The sequence below is a fragment of the Candidatus Arsenophonus nilaparvatae genome, assembly GCF_045346035.1.
GTDB classification, from domain to species: Bacteria; Pseudomonadota; Gammaproteobacteria; order Enterobacterales; family Enterobacteriaceae; genus Arsenophonus; species Arsenophonus nilaparvatae.
In genome coordinates, this window is record NZ_CP158507.1 from 1,685,480 (window position 1) to 1,703,032 (window position 17,553).

Consider the following 17,553-nt stretch of genomic DNA (forward strand, 5'->3'; position numbering starts at 1 on the left):
ACACAAAATGAGGGGAAAACCCTCATTTTGCATTACACAATTCAACTAAGAAAAGCATTAAGATTTATTTTTCACCTGATACTTGTATATCAGGTTGACTATAAATCACTAAAGGTTCTGATTGACCGGCAACCACCATTTCATCAATCACAACCTTCTCAACATGCTCCATTGATGGCAAATCATACATAGTTTCTAGCAAAGCGCCTTCCACAATAGAACGTAAACCACGTGCTCCGGTTTTCCTCGACATGGCTTTTTTCGCAATTGCTTTCAATGCTTCTTCACGAAACTCAAGATTAACGCCTTCAAGTTCAAAAAGTGCTTGATATTGTTTAGTCAACGCATTTTTAGGCTCTTTCAGAATCTGAATTAATGCTTCTTCACTTAATTCACCTAAAGTAGCTACGACAGGTAAACGACCAATAAATTCAGGAATCAAACCAAACTTAATTAAATCTTCTGGTTCCACTTGAGAAAGTAACTCACCTTCAGTCGCTCGCTCGGATTCGCTTTTGACCTCAGCAGAAAAACCAATACCTGAACGTGTATTTAACCGTTGGCCAATCACTTTATCAAGACCTGCGAATGCACCACCACAAATAAATAGAATTTTAGAAGTATCGACTTGCAAAAATTCCTGTTGTGGATGTTTACGGCCTCCTTGGGGGGGCACTGCTGCAATTGTACCTTCAATAAGTTTAAGTAAAGCTTGCTGAACGCCTTCACCTGAAACATCGCGTGTAATTGACGGGTTGTCAGATTTACGGGATATTTTATCAATTTCGTCAATATAGACGATACCACGCTGTGCTTTCTCTACATCATAGTCGCATTTTTGTAGAAGTTTCTGAATAATATTTTCTACATCTTCTCCAACATAACCCGCTTCCGTTAATGTTGTCGCATCAGCCATGGTAAATGGTACATCCAGGTAACGAGCCAAAGTTTCAGCTAATAGTGTCTTACCACTGCCCGTCGGCCCAATAAGCAAAATATTACTTTTACCTAGCTCTACCCCTTCACCATTCATCCCTTCGTTAGAAATATTACGTAGGCGTTTATAATGGTTATAAACGGCTACCGCCAATACTTTCTTGGCATTTTCCTGACCAATAACATAATCATCAAGATGATAACGAATTTCATGGGGTGTCGGTAATGCGCTGCGCTCACGATGTGGTGCAATCTCTTTAACTTCTTCTCGAATAATATCGTTACAGAGCTCAACACACTCATCACAGATATAAACTGACGGACCAGCAATTAACTTACGAACTTCATGCTGGCTTTTTCCGCAGAAGGAGCAGTACAGCAACTTTCCTGAACTCTCTTTGCGTTTATCTGTCATTCAGATAACCTCACTTTTTTAACCATCACCCTAATTTCAACAAAGAGGGTAACAGAAAACTGTTACTAATTAATCATGTATATAACTATATCAGGCATGCCATACATTTATGTAAATTAATTACGATTAGTATAAATTTTATCTACCAAACCATAACTAACTGCTTCCTCTGCAGATAAAAAACGATCCCGTTCGGTATCGTTCTCAATCTCTTTTATTTTTTTACCCGTATGTTTAGCCATTAATTCATTCATACGCGATTTAATTTTTAAAATTTCTTTGGCGTGAATTTCGATATCCGACGCTTGTCCTTGAAATCCGCCTAAAGGTTGGTGGATCATGACACGAGAATTGGGCAAACAATAACGTTTTCCTTTAGTACCAGCGGTAAGCAAAAAAGCGCCCATCGAACACGCTTGCCCCATACAAATTGTACTAACGTCAGGTTTAATAAATTGCATCGTGTCATAAATTGACATACCTGCCGTAATGACGCCACCCGGTGAATTAATATAAAGATGAATGTCTTTATCAGGGTTTTCAGCTTCTAAAAACAGCATTTGAGCAACCACTAAATTTGCCATGTGATCTTCGACCTGACCTGTTAAAAAAATAATTCTTTCTTTTAGTAGGCGCGAATAAATATCATAAGAACGTTCACCGCGTGAAGTCTGCTCGATTACCATTGGCACCAATGCCATATGCGGCACAAGTTGATCTTGATTGTTATGATATGACATTTCCATCTCCTAATTAAACGCTTTATGGTGCCCAATCTATCTAATTCTACTCGAGATAAATAAGAATGACTATAATTACAAACTTAACCATTATTCATAAAGGGATATTCGCCCTTATGAAGAAAGTCATACAACAATATAGAAAATTATTTGGGGTTATTCTTTTCTTTTTTCAAGAAAAAAGAAAAGTTTTTTAACGATAAAAAACCCGTAGCATAAAACCACGGGTTTTCACAAAACCAGATAATAGCATTTCACTACTCAGCAATTACCTCATCTGAGCCTGATTCATTAACTCTTGGAATTGAGTTTCTTTATCTGTTACTTCCGCTTTTTCTAATAATATTTCAATGGCTTGTTCTTCTAGCGCCAAATTACGGACACTATCCATTAACTCTTTATTTTTGCTATAGTATTCGATCACTTCAATGGGATCTTCATAAGCTGAAGCCATCTCTTCAATCAGTGACTTTACACGAACATCATCTGCAGTTAGCGAGTTTTTATTGATAACTTCACCTAATAATAAACCAACAATAACGCGATGTTTAGCTTGCTCTTCAAATATTTCACGTGGTAATTCTAACGCTTGTTTTTCGTTGCCACCAAAACGTTGTGCAGCTTGTCGACGTAGTACATTTATTTCACTGTCAACAACAGCAATAGGCACCTCAATTTCGTTTTCCTTAACTAAACCATCAAGTACTTGCGTCTTAATTCGATTATGAACAGCTGTTTTTAGTTCACGCTCCATATTTTTACGTACTTCTGCACGTAAACTCTCCATCGAACCGTCAGGAACACCAAATTGTTTGATAAATTCTTCAGTCAGTTCTGGTAATACACGTTGTTCCACTTTCTTCAAAGTGATAGCAAAGTTAGCCGCTTTACCTTTTAAATTTTCTGCGTGATAATCGGCTGGAAAATTGACATCGATAGTAAATTCTTCACCTTCCTGATGACCCATAATACCATCTTCAAAACCAGGTATCATACGACCTTCACCCATTACCAGCACAAAATCGTTCGCATTACCACCTTCGAACACTTCACCATCAATTGTGCCTTTAAAATCGATAGTCACTCGCGAATCTGCAGCAACTTTTTCTTTTATCTCTTGCCAAGTAGCTTGTTGCTTGCGTAATGTTTCCAGCATGGTGTCAACATCTTCATCTTTTACCGCAACAATAGGTTTTTCAACCTTGATATTTTCTAAACCCTTTAACTCAATTTCTGGATAGACTTCGAATTCAACGGTATAGATAAAATCTTCACCCGCTTTAAATTGTTCAGGTTGATATTTTGGTGCCCCAGCTGGATTAATTTTTTGTTCTATGATTGCACTGACAAAATTACGCTGCATTATATCGCCCAGCACGTCCTGCAATACAGAAGTACCATAACGTTGTTTAACGATATTCATTGGCACTTTGCCTTTACGAAAACCATCAATGCGCACTTTTTTTGACACATTAATTAATTCACTATTCACCGCTTTTTCAATATCAGCATTAGGAACGGTAATTGTTACACGACGCCCCAGGCCTTGAGTTGTTTCAACAGAAACTTGCATCTTGTTACCTCAAAAGAATCTTAGTACTCGGACAACTCCAGAGTGAATGTTATCAGACATTTCCTGATAACATACTGTTCCCCAAACCCGGGTTTACCCTTTATTTTTGAGGCTCCCTGTTAAGTAGAAGCGTTCCGAAACCTTATAGAAAATTAGACGCGACATTATACAGATGCATATGGGGTGAGTCGAGCAAAGGTGAATAATAAATAGTAAACGTTCTAAATACTGGCTTTTGTAGCAAAATTGATATGACTAACACGGTAAGATATAACGATAAAAATATTTTATACCAGCAATTACTGCTAAATAATATCTGGTTAAGTCAGCATAATTATCTATTTCTTAACCTCGATTGACCTACTCTCCACCACGGCAAGCTGGTGAAGAAAAAGCCTGCTGTTGGCGCTGTTGCCACTCAGTTGGGGTATAATTATGTAATGCCAATGCATGAACACTATTAGATAATTCATCTGCTAATAATTGATAAACAGCTCGGTGACGAGCAACCATCCTTTGTGCTGCAAATTTTTCTGTCACTAAAATAACTTTAAAGTGACTTTCCGTACCTGGCAGAACATTATGTTGATCGCTTTCATCTAATACCATCAAATATACCGGCGAAAAAGCGTATTCCAGTTTTTCTTCAATTTGCTTACACATGGTTTGCATAGGTTTAATTACCATATTAATAGACTCTTTCGACTTAATTTACTAAGTAAATATATATGCCAGCAAAAATGATTAATCTGTTTTTTATTATGACTCACTACTATTTATCCAATATCGGTTAGAAATAGGATTAGATATTACTAAATTACGATTAAAGCATAATCCAGACCAATTTTTTAGTAGGTTTCTTCACCAAATGCCGATAACTTTCTGGCATACTAACAGTAAAATACCAAAGTATGGTAACGATTAAATCAAGTAATACCAAAATAGGTTGAGAAAACATGTTAAAAAATACCTTTCATCTAATCATTGCTCTGTTAATCTCATTGAGCTTAATAGGATGTGTTGCCCCAAGTAATACCCTGTCTATCGAGCCAAATATTAGCCTGCCAACTCAAGATCCAACCATAAGAGCAGTTTCAATAAATATTACTAGCATTGATAAAAGAAGCTCAACGGCACTTGCCGAAGTTAATCGTAATGCAGCACTAGCGGTACTAAAACCCTCTCGCGATTTACGCTATCTTTTACAAGAAGCATTAGAAAAACAGATGATCGCCAGAGGTTATACGGTTAGTGCACCGGCTAATATTAATTTACAAATTGCGCTAAATAAGCTGTATGCCGATGTACAAGAAGGCAGCTTACGTCATAATATCACTGTCGATATTGCGATTAGTGTCATAGCTATGGCATCTAATGGGTCAACCAGTACACGTACCTATACGCGTAGTTATAATGAACAAGGGCCTCTTGATGCTAGTAACGAAAAAATTGCTTCAGCTATCAATAAAGCGTTAACCGACATTATTGCTGATATGGCTAATGATCCTGAAACAAGCCAGTTTATAAAACAAAACGCACAATGAATTTTTCAGCGTGTTAAGTGAGAGTGCTGCCAGCAATAGCTCTGTCTGACAATAACAGAGCAACAGGACGACTATGAAAAAAAACTACCTGACCGTTTTTACCCAACATCGTTCCCGAGTGCTGCTTTTGCTAGGTTTTGTGTCAGGATTACCGCTGGCACTTACCGCAAGTACTTTGCAAGCCTGGTTAACCGTCGAAAATATTGATATTAAAACGATCGGTTTTTTTTCATTAGTCGGCCAGGCTTATGTATTAAAGTTTCTTTGGTCACCATTAATGGATCGCTACACCCTGCCCTGGCTAGGTCGCCGGCGTGGTTGGTTATTAACCACTCAGATTTTACTGATTATCAGCATTGCGGCGATGGGATTTATCGATCCCAAAGAGCATCTTTGGTGGTTGGCAGCTGCTGCGGTGCTGGTCGCTTTCTGTTCCGCCTCACAAGATATTGTTTTTGATGCTTATAAAACCGATTTATTGTCAACAGAAGAGCGCGGCGCCGGCGCGGCAATATCCGTTATGGGTTATCGTATTAGTATGTTGGTTTCAGGCGGATTAGCTTTATGGTTGGTCGACCATTTTGTTACTTGGCAGCAACTCTATCTACTGATGGCCAGCCTAATGCTAATTGGTGTCTATGCAACACTGTCCGCTAAAGAACCACTAATAAAATCGCCACCACCCAAAACACTGTATGAAGCTATCTATGAACCCTTTGTCGAATTTTTTAGTCGTAATAATGCCTGGATCACCTTGTTATTGATCATTTTTTATAAAATGGGTGATGCATTTGTTATGGCACTGAGTACCAATTTCCTATTAAATAAACTTGGCTTTTCGTTGGCTGAAGTTGGCACCATTAATAAAACTTTTGGACTATTTGCAACTATTCTTGGCGCTTTATATGGCGGCTATATTATGCAAAAAATGTCTTTATTTAAAGCCTTACTTATTTTCGGTATTTTACAGACTATTTCTAATTTTGGTTATTGGTTTCTGGCAGTAACTCCCGCCAATATTTATACCACCAGCAGCGTTATCTTTATTGAAAATATCTTTTCTGGCATGGGCACTGCCGCTTTTGTCGCACTACTAATGACGCTTTGCAATCATTCGCTTTCTGCAACTCAATTTGCTTTACTATCGGCCTTATCGGCTATTGGGCGGGTCTATGTTGGGCCCATGGCAAGCGCGCTAGTGAGCAAATATGATTGGCCCGCTTTTTATCTTATTTCTGTCGTTATTTCATTACCGAGTATTTTTTTAATATTGATATGCAAACAATCGTTATCTTATATCCAACAAACCGGCAAATTTATGCGTCGGACTTATTTTAAGCAATCCTATAAATTAGCTATTGTGTGTCTTGCCGTCTCAGCAAGTATATTTATATTTTGGTTAATAATAACAATTTTAAGTTATTTTTCGGCAGGCAAGATCAATTTATTTACACAACCGATTGAACTATGGTTTAAAATGTTATTTTATAAAGATCAATTGATTAATTTAAGTATCATAATTGGGACTGTTGGTTTTATTTTAGGCGGAACCCTGGATTATCTGGCAATACGTAAAACAGGCATACCAAAACAATGCCACAATAGCCATTAGAATATATATAAAATACAAATAGTTATATTAAAAAATATTTATATTAATGATTTATTATTGACTGCTATAAAATAATCATTGATACAGAGTGATCTTTATCACTGTATGCAAAAGATCAGATTTCTATTTACAAAAACAAACTCTATCATCTCGCAGCTTTCACTTTCGCATTTCATTATATTAAAATGCGTTTAAATTTATTTAAAATTAAGTTAACAAATTTTATGAGTAAAAAGTTTTTACCTATTGCAATATTGACGTCGCTAACTCCATTTACCATGGCTAGTACTACAACAGAAAATTCCGTTGGTTATCAAAATGGTTTCGCTAATATCAGTCTAAATTATTTTAACTGGTCACAACGAACAGAAAATAAATCGGCTCACACTACCGGTAAAAAAGATTTTGCCTACCTTGAGCTGGAAGGAGGCGCTAACTTTAATTGGGGTGAACTCTACGGTTTCTTTGATGTTGAAAATCCATTTCATCAACGTAAAACAGAGCCCAGCAAAAACCAACGCTACGCCGTTAAAACAACCGGTCGTTTCTACTTAGGTGACAGTGGCTTTAATCTCTATGGGCATCTTTATGGTATTTGGTCTTTACCCGGTTATAAATACGGTGGTAATTTCCACGAAATTAATACACTTTATGGTTTTGGCTACAACTTCTCACTAGGAGATTTTTGGCTAAAACCCTTCTTAGCCTTACATTATGTTGATCAAACTTTCTATTCTGGCAACAATGGCTATGTCATTGGTTGGGTTGCGGGCTATAGTTTTCAATTATGGTCACAAAACTTTTCTATCACTAATTGGCATGAGATGGAATTTAATCGCGCAAAAGGCTATGGCAATGGCGGAAAAGAAGGTATTAACGGTGCGATAGCCTTATGGTGGACGCCTTTTGAAACCTTATCTGCAGGTATTCAATATCGCTATGCTGATAACAAACTTGGTGATGATTTTTATCACGACGGAATCATTTATACCATCAAATATAATTTTTAATCATGTAAGCTAACGTAAAGCCAGCTTATTTGAAAATGAATACCATTTTTTAACTAATGCTAAATAATAAATATTTAAAACTAACTATTATTTAGCATAATAATTAATTTTCGATCTATAAAATCACATTTTGATTTCCTTTTATCTGCTTCTTTTTATTAATAATAAAATTATTTAATGTAAATAATTGTGAACCAAAAAATAATCATTTAAACAGTTCTATAATGAATTCAATTTTACTTGTGATCACTTTAACAGAAAGTAATAACAATTATATTTGTGCGCCTTACAATTGTTTACACTAATATAACCTTACCGTAAAATACCCACACTGAACAAAACGACAATAACCATCTTTGTCATTTGGGGTCGCTAAATGAGACTTATAAAATATAAAGGAAGTATTGGAGTCATCTCACTGCTTGCTATTGTTTTCCTGCTAACTGGTTGCGATATGGTATTAATGGATCCCAAGGGCGCCATTGGTGTTGAACAAAAAAGACTGATACTGACTGCGCTTGGTTTAATGTTAATTGTTGTCATTCCAGTCATTTTTATGGCAATTATCTTCGCCAGAAAATATCGAGCAAGCAATAAACAAGCAACCTACCGGCCAGATTGGGCACATTCAAATAAAATTGAGTTAGTTTGCTGGACAGTTCCTATCATCATCATCATCATTCTTGCCGTAATAACCTGGAAAACAACGCATCAACTGGATCCTTATAAACCATTAGAAAGCGATAAAAAACCGATTACCATTCAGGTCATTTCTACCGATTGGAAATGGGTGTTTGTCTATCCAGAAGAAAATATCGCTACCGTTAATGAAATCGCCATTCCTGTCGGTGTGCCAATTAACTTTAAAGTGACAGCCGAGTCAGTGATGAATTCTTTCTTTATCCCTGCACTTGGTGGTCAAATTTATGCGATGGCTAGTATGCAAACGAAGCTTCACTTAATCGCTAATGAACCTGGTACCTATAAAGGCTTCTCATCAAGTTATAGCGGTCACGGATTTTCAGATATGAAATTTAATGTAATTGCAACACCTGATACGGCAAGCTTTGATAAATGGGTGCAAAAAGTAAAAACATCTACCAAAACGCTAGATAGCATGGCTACATTTAATCAATTAGCTAAACCTAGCCACAATGTCCCTGTTACCTATTTTTCAAGCGTGAAACCAAATCTCTATGAAGAACTGATATTAAAATTCGGCCATGAACATCATATCAATCATGCTGACAAAACCGAACATGAAATGTCTGGCAATCAAATAATGCATATGAACCACTCTGCTCATGTCGATGCTAAGGAATAAATAGTATGTTGGGTAAATTAACGCTCGATGCAATCCCTATTCACGAGCCAATTATTGTCATCACTGTGATCTGTATTTTATTAGCTGGCATAGCTATTTTAGGCGTTATCACCTATTTTGGTAAATGGAAGTGGCTGTGGAGCGAATGGCTAACTAGTGTAGATCATAAAAAAATTGGCATTATGTATATTATCGTTGCCATGGTAATGCTACTACGCGGTTTTGCTGATGCCATAATGATGCGAGGTCAACAAGCATTAGCGTCAGCCGGCGAGGCCGGTTTTTTACCTCCTCATCATTATGATCAAATCTTTACCGCTCACGGTGTGATCATGATTTTTTTCATGGCAACACCTTTCGTGGTTGGCTTAATGAATTTAGTTGTGCCATTGCAAATTGGTGCTCGCGATGTAGCCTTTCCGTTTTTAAATTCTCTCAGTCTTTGGTTATTTGTCGTTGGTGTTATCTTGATTAACCTATCATTAGGTGTCGGGGAATTTGCGCAGACTGGTTGGTTAGCTTATCCCCCATTGTCAGGTAAGGAATACAATCCTGGTGTCGGGGTAGATTATTGGATATGGAGTTTACAAATATCAGGCATTGGCACCACCCTAACCGGAATAAACTTTTTTGCCACCATTCTACGGATGCGGGCGCCTGGTATGTCAATGATGAAAATGCCTGTTTTTACTTGGACAGCGCTTTGTACTAATGTACTAATTATTGCAGCATTTCCTATCCTAACCGTTACTATCGCACTACTCACACTTGACCGATATTTAGGCACCCATTTCTTCACTAATGATATGGGCGGCAATATGATGATGTATATCAATTTGGTCTGGGCTTGGGGACATCCTGAAGTTTATATATTAGTGTTACCTGTTTTTGGCGTATTTTCGGAAGTCACAGCGACATTCTGTAAAAAACGTTTATTTGGTTATACGTCTCTGGTCTGGGCGACCATTGTTATTACTGTAATGTCGTTTGTCGTCTGGTTACATCACTTCTTTACCATGGGAGGTGGGGCAAATGTCAATGCCTTCTTCGGTATAGCTACCATGATTATTGCTATTCCAACTGGAGTAAAAATATTCAATTGGTTATTTACCATGTACCATGGCCGTATCGAATTTAAAACACCAATGCTCTGGACGATTGGTTTTATTGTTACCTTTTCGATTGGTGGGATGACTGGCGTACTATTGGCCGTTCCCGGTGCAAATTTTGTGCTGCACAATAGTTTATTTCTGATTGCCCATTTCCATAATGTCATTATCGGCGGAGTGGTTTTTGGTTGCTTTGCTGGTATGACCTACTGGTTCCCGAAAGCATTTGGCTTTACATTAAATGAAAAATGGGGCGTTCGTGCTTTTTGGTTTTGGATCAGTGGTTTCTTTATTGCCTTTATGCCACTTTATATACTGGGCTTTATGGGAATGACTCGTCGTTTAAGTCAAAATATTGATCCACAATATCATCCAATGCTGATGGTCGCTTCACTCGGTGCTGCGCTTATCGCTATCGGAATTCTCTGCCAAGTCATTCAAATAATTGTCAGTATTCGCGATCGCCACAAAAATCGTGATTTCAGCGGCGATCCATGGGATGGTCGTACATTAGAATGGTCAACATCGTCCCCTGCACCTTTTTATAACTTCGCGAAAGAACCACAAATTGATACGCGTGATGCTTGGTGGGATATGAAAGAAAAAGGGATTGCATATCAACAACCAACCAAATATGAACCCATTCATATGCCACAAAATACTGCTGCCGGAATAATTATTTCAGCGTTTTGTTTAATCTTCGGTTTTGCTATGGTCTGGCATATTTGGTGGCTAGCGATTATTGGTTTTGCTGGTATTATCGCCACCTGGATTGGCAAAAGTTTTGATGACAATGTTGATTATTATGTCCCTGTAGAAGAAATTAAACGTATTGAAAAACAGCATTACGATGAACTGAAAAAAGCAGGTATCCATCATGTCAACTAATTCAATAGCTAATCAACATATTGCCCATGAAAATCATGGGCATCATGACATAGGCGCAACAAAAATATTTGGTTTTTGGATCTATTTAATGAGCGATCTGATCCTGTTTGCTTGCCTTTTTGCTACCTACGTTGTTCTAGTTCATGGTACTGCCGGAGGCCCGACAGGAAAAGAGATTTTCAACCTCAATTTTGTCTTGGTCGAAACCTTCCTGTTATTGTTTAGTAGCATCACTTATGGATTTGCCATGCTTGCGATGCATAAGCAGAAAATAAATCTGGTGAAATTATGGCTACTGATTACTTTTTTATTCGGATTCGGCTTTTTTATCATGGAAATTTACGAATTTCATGAGCTCATTTCTGAAGGTTATGGGCCTGATCGCAGCGCTTTTCTTTCCGCTTTCTTTACGCTAGTTAGTACTCACGGTATTCATGTAAGCTTTGGTTTAGCCTGGATCATCATCATGATAATCCATATCTCACGTCATGGCCTCACTGCCGTCAATCAAACCCGTTTAAGTTGTTTAAGTCTTTTTTGGCATTTCTTAGATGTTGTTTGGATCTGTGTATTCACCGTTGTTTATCTGCTGGGGGCACTTGCATGAGTTACACAAATACACCGCACTCTGGTGCTAGCCACGGCAGTATGAAGACTTATTTAATTGGCTTCATACTCTCGGTCATTTTAACGGTCATCCCCTTTTGGATGGTAATGAATAGTACTGCATCCCATGACACTATCTTATGGATCGTTGTTGGTACGGCAATTAGCCAGATTTTGGTACATCTTGTCTGTTTCTTACATATGAATACCTCTTCAGATGACCGTTGGAATCTGGTTGCCTTCCTGTTCACAATGCTAATTATAGGCATTGTCGTTATTGGCTCGCTGTGGATAATGTATAACCTGAACATCAATATGATGCTCGACTAAAGAGTTGTGGTTCTAATGAAGCAATATCTACAAGTGACCAAACCAGGCATTATTTTCGGTAATCTAATTTCTGTTATTGGCGGCTTTCTGCTCGCAGCTAAAGGTATAATAGATTACCCACTATTTATTGCCACATTACTCGGCGTATCTCTGGTTATCGCTTCTGGTTGTGTTTTTAACAACTATATTGACCGAGATATCGACCGAATGATGGAGAGAACCAAAAATCGACCTTTAGTTAAAGGACTTATTGCGCCGAAATTTTGCCTAATTTATGCCACCCTACTGGGTATTGCTGGCATAGCTTTACTTTATATTGCCACCAATGCCTTAGCGGCACTACTGGCCGTTATCGGTTTTATCATATATGTCGGTATTTATAGTCTCTATATGAAACGTAAATCGGTTTATGGCACCCTGGTAGGTAGCTTGTCCGGCGCTGCGCCGCCAGTTATTGGTTACTGCGCTGTTGCTGATCAATTTGATATGGGAGCATTGATTCTGCTATTGATCTTTAGCTTATGGCAAATGCCACACTCTTATGCAATTGCTATTTTTCGCTTCAAAGATTATCAAACCGCCAATATTCCCGTATTACCAGTGATTAAAGGAATTTCGGTCGCCAAAACTCATATCTTTTTATATATCCTTGCTTTTATGGTAGCAACCATTATGCTCACCATTAGTGGCTATGCCGGCTACAAATATCTTATTGTTGCCGCCGCGGTGAGTTTATGGTGGCTTGGTATGGCAATTTCTGGCTTTAAAAATCAGAATGATGATCGCCTTTGGGCACGGAAACTGTTTATATTCTCTATCGTGGCAATTACTTCTCTCAGTGTCATGATGTCGATTGATCCAACTGTTACCGCTGAACAGATTTTTGTCTATCTCAAATAATAATTTATCTTAAATAGTGGCAGATAATTGCCACTACCTTCACGGTTAAAACATCCAATATGCGAATGAATTCCCCACTTTTTTATCTATATCTTGCTAATGCTTACTCGACAAATAGATTAACTAATCGATTAAACCATTTTACAATGTTCACTTGTAAAATTTCTGAGATAAACCATGAATGATAGTAAAATGACGCCTACTGAATTAAAGGCAACTTGGGGGTTAGGGGCGGTATTCACATTACGTATGTTAGGCATGTTCATGGTATTACCCATTTTAGCCAGCTATGGACGCGAACTGAAAGATGCCAATGAATTGCTACTTGGTCTGGCTATTGGCATTTATGGTATCAGTCAGGCTATCTGCCAAATCCCATTTGGTTTAATGTCCGACCGATTTGGTCGTAAGCAATTAATTATCGCCGGCTTACTCATTTTTATTGCCGGTAGTGTGATTGCCGCGATGACAGATTCTATCTGGGGTATCATTATCGGTCGCGCGTTACAAGGCGCAGGAGCTATTTCTGCTGCAATTATGGCGTTGCTGTCCGATCTGACTAGCGAACAAAATAGAACTAAAGCGATGGCTTTTATGGGAATAAGCTTTGGCATTACTTTTGCTATTGCACTCGTTCTCGGCCCAATTATCACCCATGCTATCGGTTTACATGGCCTTTTTTGGGGAATAAGCTTACTTGCCTTTGGCGGGATATTAATAACTCGCTTTGCCGTACCAGATAGCCGATATCATAGCGTTAATCGCGAAACCCATTTTATAAAAAATAGTGTACAAACAGTGATTAATAATCGCCAACTAGTTAAACTTAATTTTGGCATTTTTTGTTTACATACGTTGTTGATGGCAAATTTTGTTGCTTTACCGTTAGTGATGATCGATTCAGGTCTGGCAGCTAATCAACATTGGAAAATATATTTACTAACTTTACTTCTTGCTTTCATTACGGTGCTACCTTTTGTTATCTATGCTGAAAAGCAGCGTCGAATGAAACAAGTTTTTCTATTATGCATTGGCATCTTATTTATCTCTGAATTAACATTTTGTTTTTCCAAACAACAATTTTGGTTAATCGTATTAGGTCTTCAGTTATTTTTTATTGCCTTTAATGTTATGGAGGCATTATTGCCTTCACTTATCAGTAAAGAAGCGCCTGCTGGATATAAAGGAACCGCGATGGGTCTCTACTCAACCAGTCAGTTTCTAGGCGTTGCTTTAGGCGGGATCTTAGGGGGATGGCTTTTTCAATTAAATGGTGCTTCCTTGGTCTTTATAGCCGGACTGATACTTTGTACATGTTGGTTTTTTATTAGCTTAAATATGCATCAACCTGCTTATACCAGTAGCATTCGTTTACTTTTACCCCAACAGATCAAAGATGTTAACTTACTACAAAGCCAATTAATGAATGAGCCCGGTGTGCGCGAAGTAATGTTCGATCTTAAAGCGCTTAGTGCCTACATTAAAATAGATAAAAAAATTATCAGTCGGCAACAGTTGGAAACTATTATTAATAACCAATAACATACTACCTGCTGTAGGACACAGCAGGAATGATAAATTTAGTCACGAAAATTAGTAAATTGAAAAGGTTGCCCAAGTTCAGCCTCTCGCACTAGCGCTATCACAGATTGTAAATCATTGCGTGACTTACCGGTTACTCGCACTTGTTCTCCCTGAATTTGCGCCTGAACCTTCAATTTACTTTCTTTAATTAGTTTAATGATCTTTTTTGCCATTACCGAATCAATGCCTTGCAGTAATGAAGCATCAAGGCTATAAGTTCTGCCACTATGAACAATATCGTCAGGTATATTCAAGACAGCACCATCTATTCCACGCTTAGCTAATTTCTCGCGTAAAATATCTACCAATTGGTTTACTTGAAAGTCGGACACGCTCGTTACTTTAATCGACTCATTCTTTTCATTGAGTTCAAAACTGGCTTCAACATTGCGAAAATCCCAACGACTAGCCAATTCACGTTGCGCATTTTCAACGGCATTACTCACTTCATGCATGTCAATTTCAGAAACTATATCAAATGATGGCATATTTCATGACCTCCTTATTACTCATAAAATAGCATAATACTACTTTTTATTATCAGCAAAAGCTCTATACTTAATGTTAAATAAATTCCCCAAAAAGCATAATTGATTCAGTCAGATAAAAAACAATAGCGATCTTTAGTGCTGGCGCTGTTAGCAAGTTATGGCTGACAACATGCTAAATCCGATCATTTATCCATTAATTAGACCGAGAGAAACTCTAATGTCACCAACCGTTCTCGTCTGCCTGGCGCATGGTAGCGAAGAAATAGAAGCCGTTACAGTAATTGATCTGTTAACTAGAGCCGAGATCCCAGTAACAACTGCAAGTACCGCAGATAATGGCGAATTGGTGTTAACTTGCTCACGTGGAGTAAAAATTGTTGCTGACACTCAGTTAGTCAATATCATTGAACAGGATTTTGCTGCTATTGTATTACCTGGTGGATTGAAAGGCGCGGAGGCGTTTCGTGATAATCCGCTGATCATTGAAAAAATTCGCCAATCTCATCATCAGGGTAAAATCATTGCCGCTCTTTGTGCCGTGCCGGCAATCGTACTAGAACACCATAATTTATTTCCAATCGGCAATATGACCGGTTATCCGGCTTTACAAAGTAAAATTGCCAGCCACAAACGCGTTGATTGTCGTGTCTATTATGATGAACGGGTAAAACTACTTACTAGCCAAGGGCCTGCCACAGCTATTGACTTTTCACTTAAACTTATCGAGCTATTAGTTGGCAAAAAAAGGCAGCGGAAGTTGCTTCGCAGCTTGTCCTGCCGCCTGGTATTTACAACTATGCCAACTAACGGTGATATGGCAAATTGTGTATATTCACTTAAAACTCGCCTATCCTTGAGACGAAAAAGCCAATAGATTACCACTAAGGACGATACACTTTTACATTTTTAAAACCTTGTTCATGTAAATAAAGTGCCTGTAAGCGGCTCATAACACCGCGCTCACAATAAAGCAAATAGGGTTTTTCTTGTGGTAACTCACCAAATTGGTTATTTAGCTTATAAAATGGCAATAACCTTACTTTAACACCTTCAAGCTTGAGTGGACGCGCTTCCTGTTCATCAGGGGAACGAATATCCAGCACAATATCATCGCCTGAAAATGTAGTGACAATTTCCACTTCTGGCGTTTTATCTTCGCTATCATTCATTATCTGACGAATATCAATATTTTGTGCTGTACTAACAACATGATCAAGCAGAGAAAAATTAAAATTAGTTTCCTGCACTTCAATTTTAGCTTTTACTGCTTTCACAGTTGGCTTCTTCGAAATCACGCCACAAAACTCAGGCATAGTACGGGAAAAATCTGCCGTTCCTATCTCGCGAGCAAGGTTAATAATATTTTCTTTATCATGTGAAATTAATGGCCGCAAAATTAATGTATCGGTAACATTATCAATTACACGTAGATTGGTTAATGTCTGGCTAGAAACCTGTCCTAACGCTTCTCCGGTTACTAAAGCCTGAACCCCATAACGTTCTGCTATAATAGATGCGGCGCGAACCATCATCCTTTTCAATACCACGCCCATCTGGCCATCATCAATCTTTTCAAGAATTTCGCTTACAATCGGAGCAAAATCTATCGCGACAAAACGCACTTTATGTGAACGACCAAAACGATGCCAAAGATGGTAAGCAACCTGCTTGACGCCAATTTCATGACTGGCGCCACCCAGATTAAAAAAGCAATAATGAACTCGGCAACCACGCCGCATTAACATGTAGCTAGACACACCTGAATCAAAGCCACCCGATATCAACGACAAAACATCTTCTTGAGTACCAATAGGAAAGCCACCAATCCCTTGAATACGGGATTTAACAAGCATGACTTTATCCTTTTCAATTTCAAGATTGATAGTGATATCAGGCTGATTGAGTTTTACCTTAGCTGATGAAATATGTTGATTTAATCCCCCACCAACATAACGTTCTACTTCAATTGAAGTAAAGTCGTGCTGACCACGACGCTTAACGCGTATACAAAAAGTTTTATTGGTTAGCCATTCAGCATAAGTCGCATAAGCTAACTCAAAAATATGATGGAGATCGCGGAATTGATATTCTTCAACTAACAGAATATGATGGATGCCAGGAATTCTGGTTAAGGCATCGCAAATTTCATCATGATATGTGTTTTTTTTGGTGCGAACTTCGATATTATCCCAATGGCGAATAACGGTTATTTCCGCATCTAACACCTTCAATATATTAAGAATATTGCTAGCCAAGATCTTAATAAAGCGCAAGCGCACTGATTGGCTTTTAATGGTAATTTCAGGAAATAGTTTAATAATAAACTTCATAATTTTGTATAAAAGTCGGTTTTTATTTTTGCGAATAAACGCATATTATGCATATTTATTAGCAGAGCATTTGATTTTAAGACGGGAAGTATATCACTATATTGCTGTTCGTCGCTAAAAATCACAAAAAGAATAAATTGTCTGCATAAATGTAGTAAAAT

The 17,553-nt window shown here is 38.0% G+C and carries 16 protein-coding genes and 1 pseudogene; 10 read left to right on the forward strand and 7 right to left on the reverse strand.

What is annotated here, in order from left to right; all coding sequences use genetic code 11:
- Positions 1–64: 64 nt before the first annotated feature.
- From clpX to WH390_RS08220, 5 genes are all read right to left on the reverse strand, one after another.
- On the reverse strand, positions 65–1,351 hold the full coding sequence (clpX, locus tag WH390_RS08200) for an ATP-dependent protease ATP-binding subunit ClpX (protein ID WP_032115127.1): 1,287 nt from the start codon (positions 1,349–1,351) through the stop codon (positions 65–67).
- Positions 1,352–1,467: 116 nt separating this feature from the next.
- Positions 1,468–2,091 carry an ATP-dependent Clp endopeptidase proteolytic subunit ClpP gene (clpP, locus tag WH390_RS08205; protein ID WP_032115126.1) on the reverse strand — a complete coding sequence of 208 codons (624 nt, stop codon included), beginning with the start codon at positions 2,089–2,091 and terminating at the stop codon, positions 1,468–1,470.
- Between the two features lie 268 nt (positions 2,092–2,359).
- Complete coding sequence (gene tig / locus WH390_RS08210; protein ID WP_032115125.1) at positions 2,360–3,664, reverse strand: trigger factor; 1,305 nt, start codon at positions 3,662–3,664, stop codon at positions 2,360–2,362.
- A gap of 360 nt (positions 3,665–4,024) precedes the next feature.
- The gene (bolA, locus tag WH390_RS08215) at positions 4,025–4,327 is read right to left on the reverse strand and encodes a transcriptional regulator BolA (RefSeq protein ID WP_187290944.1); all 303 of its coding nucleotides are present in this window, start codon (positions 4,325–4,327) and stop codon (positions 4,025–4,027) included.
- Between the two features lie 160 nt (positions 4,328–4,487).
- Positions 4,488–4,622 carry a hypothetical protein gene (locus WH390_RS08220; protein WP_256379506.1) on the reverse strand — a complete coding sequence of 45 codons (135 nt, stop codon included), beginning with the start codon at positions 4,620–4,622 and terminating at the stop codon, positions 4,488–4,490.
- Here WH390_RS08220 and WH390_RS08225 point away from each other — a divergent pair.
- The 9 genes from WH390_RS08225 to WH390_RS08265 all read left to right on the forward strand — a co-directional run bounded on the left by WH390_RS08225 (position 4,621) and on the right by WH390_RS08265 (position 14,529).
- Positions 4,621–5,208 carry a YajG family lipoprotein gene (locus tag WH390_RS08225; protein WP_032115123.1) on the forward strand — a complete coding sequence of 196 codons (588 nt, stop codon included), beginning with the start codon at positions 4,621–4,623 and terminating at the stop codon, positions 5,206–5,208. The two genes, WH390_RS08220 and WH390_RS08225, sit on opposite strands and share 2 nt — an antisense overlap.
- A gap of 73 nt (positions 5,209–5,281) precedes the next feature.
- Positions 5,282–6,820, forward strand: coding sequence for a muropeptide MFS transporter AmpG (ampG, locus tag WH390_RS08230; protein WP_032115122.1), 1,539 nt, complete (start codon positions 5,282–5,284; stop codon positions 6,818–6,820).
- A 224-nt stretch (positions 6,821–7,044) separates the two neighbouring features.
- Positions 7,045–7,830, forward strand: a complete 786-nt coding sequence (locus WH390_RS08235) for an outer membrane protein OmpK (protein WP_032115213.1) — start codon at positions 7,045–7,047, stop codon at positions 7,828–7,830.
- A gap of 376 nt (positions 7,831–8,206) precedes the next feature.
- Positions 8,207–9,154 carry a cytochrome o ubiquinol oxidase subunit II gene (cyoA, locus tag WH390_RS08240; RefSeq protein WP_032115121.1) on the forward strand — a complete coding sequence of 316 codons (948 nt, stop codon included), beginning with the start codon at positions 8,207–8,209 and terminating at the stop codon, positions 9,152–9,154.
- 5 nt (positions 9,155–9,159) lie between these two features.
- Positions 9,160–11,151, forward strand: a complete 1,992-nt coding sequence (gene cyoB / locus WH390_RS08245; protein WP_032115120.1) for a cytochrome o ubiquinol oxidase subunit I — start codon at positions 9,160–9,162, stop codon at positions 11,149–11,151.
- Entirely contained in the window at positions 11,141–11,758 is a 618-nt protein-coding gene (locus tag WH390_RS08250; protein ID WP_032115119.1) for a cytochrome o ubiquinol oxidase subunit III, read from the forward strand. Before cyoB ends, WH390_RS08250 begins: the two co-directional genes overlap by 11 nt.
- Entirely contained in the window at positions 11,755–12,087 is a 333-nt protein-coding gene (locus tag WH390_RS08255) for a cytochrome o ubiquinol oxidase subunit IV (protein ID WP_032115118.1), read from the forward strand. The genes WH390_RS08250 and WH390_RS08255 overlap by 4 nt, the downstream gene beginning before the upstream one ends.
- Positions 12,088–12,102: 15 nt before the next feature.
- Entirely contained in the window at positions 12,103–12,987 is an 885-nt protein-coding gene (gene cyoE, locus WH390_RS08260; protein ID WP_032115117.1) for a heme o synthase, read from the forward strand.
- Between the two features lie 177 nt (positions 12,988–13,164).
- Positions 13,165–14,529: an MFS transporter gene (locus WH390_RS08265; RefSeq protein WP_032115116.1), complete on the forward strand. Its 1,365-nt coding sequence runs from the start codon at positions 13,165–13,167 to the stop codon at positions 14,527–14,529.
- Between the two features lie 38 nt (positions 14,530–14,567).
- On the opposite strand, the gene WH390_RS08270 is transcribed toward WH390_RS08265, so the two are convergent.
- Positions 14,568–15,059 carry a YajQ family cyclic di-GMP-binding protein gene (locus WH390_RS08270; RefSeq protein ID WP_032115115.1) on the reverse strand — a complete coding sequence of 164 codons (492 nt, stop codon included), beginning with the start codon at positions 15,057–15,059 and terminating at the stop codon, positions 14,568–14,570.
- Between the two features lie 220 nt (positions 15,060–15,279).
- Between WH390_RS08270 and yajL the strand changes: the two are divergent.
- Positions 15,280–15,869, forward strand: a pseudogene (yajL, locus tag WH390_RS08275) (protein deglycase YajL).
- Positions 15,870–15,943: 74 nt separating this feature from the next.
- Here yajL and thiI read toward each other — a convergent pair.
- Entirely contained in the window at positions 15,944–17,392 is a 1,449-nt protein-coding gene (gene thiI, locus WH390_RS08280) for a tRNA uracil 4-sulfurtransferase ThiI (protein WP_032115114.1), read from the reverse strand.
- Between the last annotated feature and the right edge of the window lie 161 nt (positions 17,393–17,553).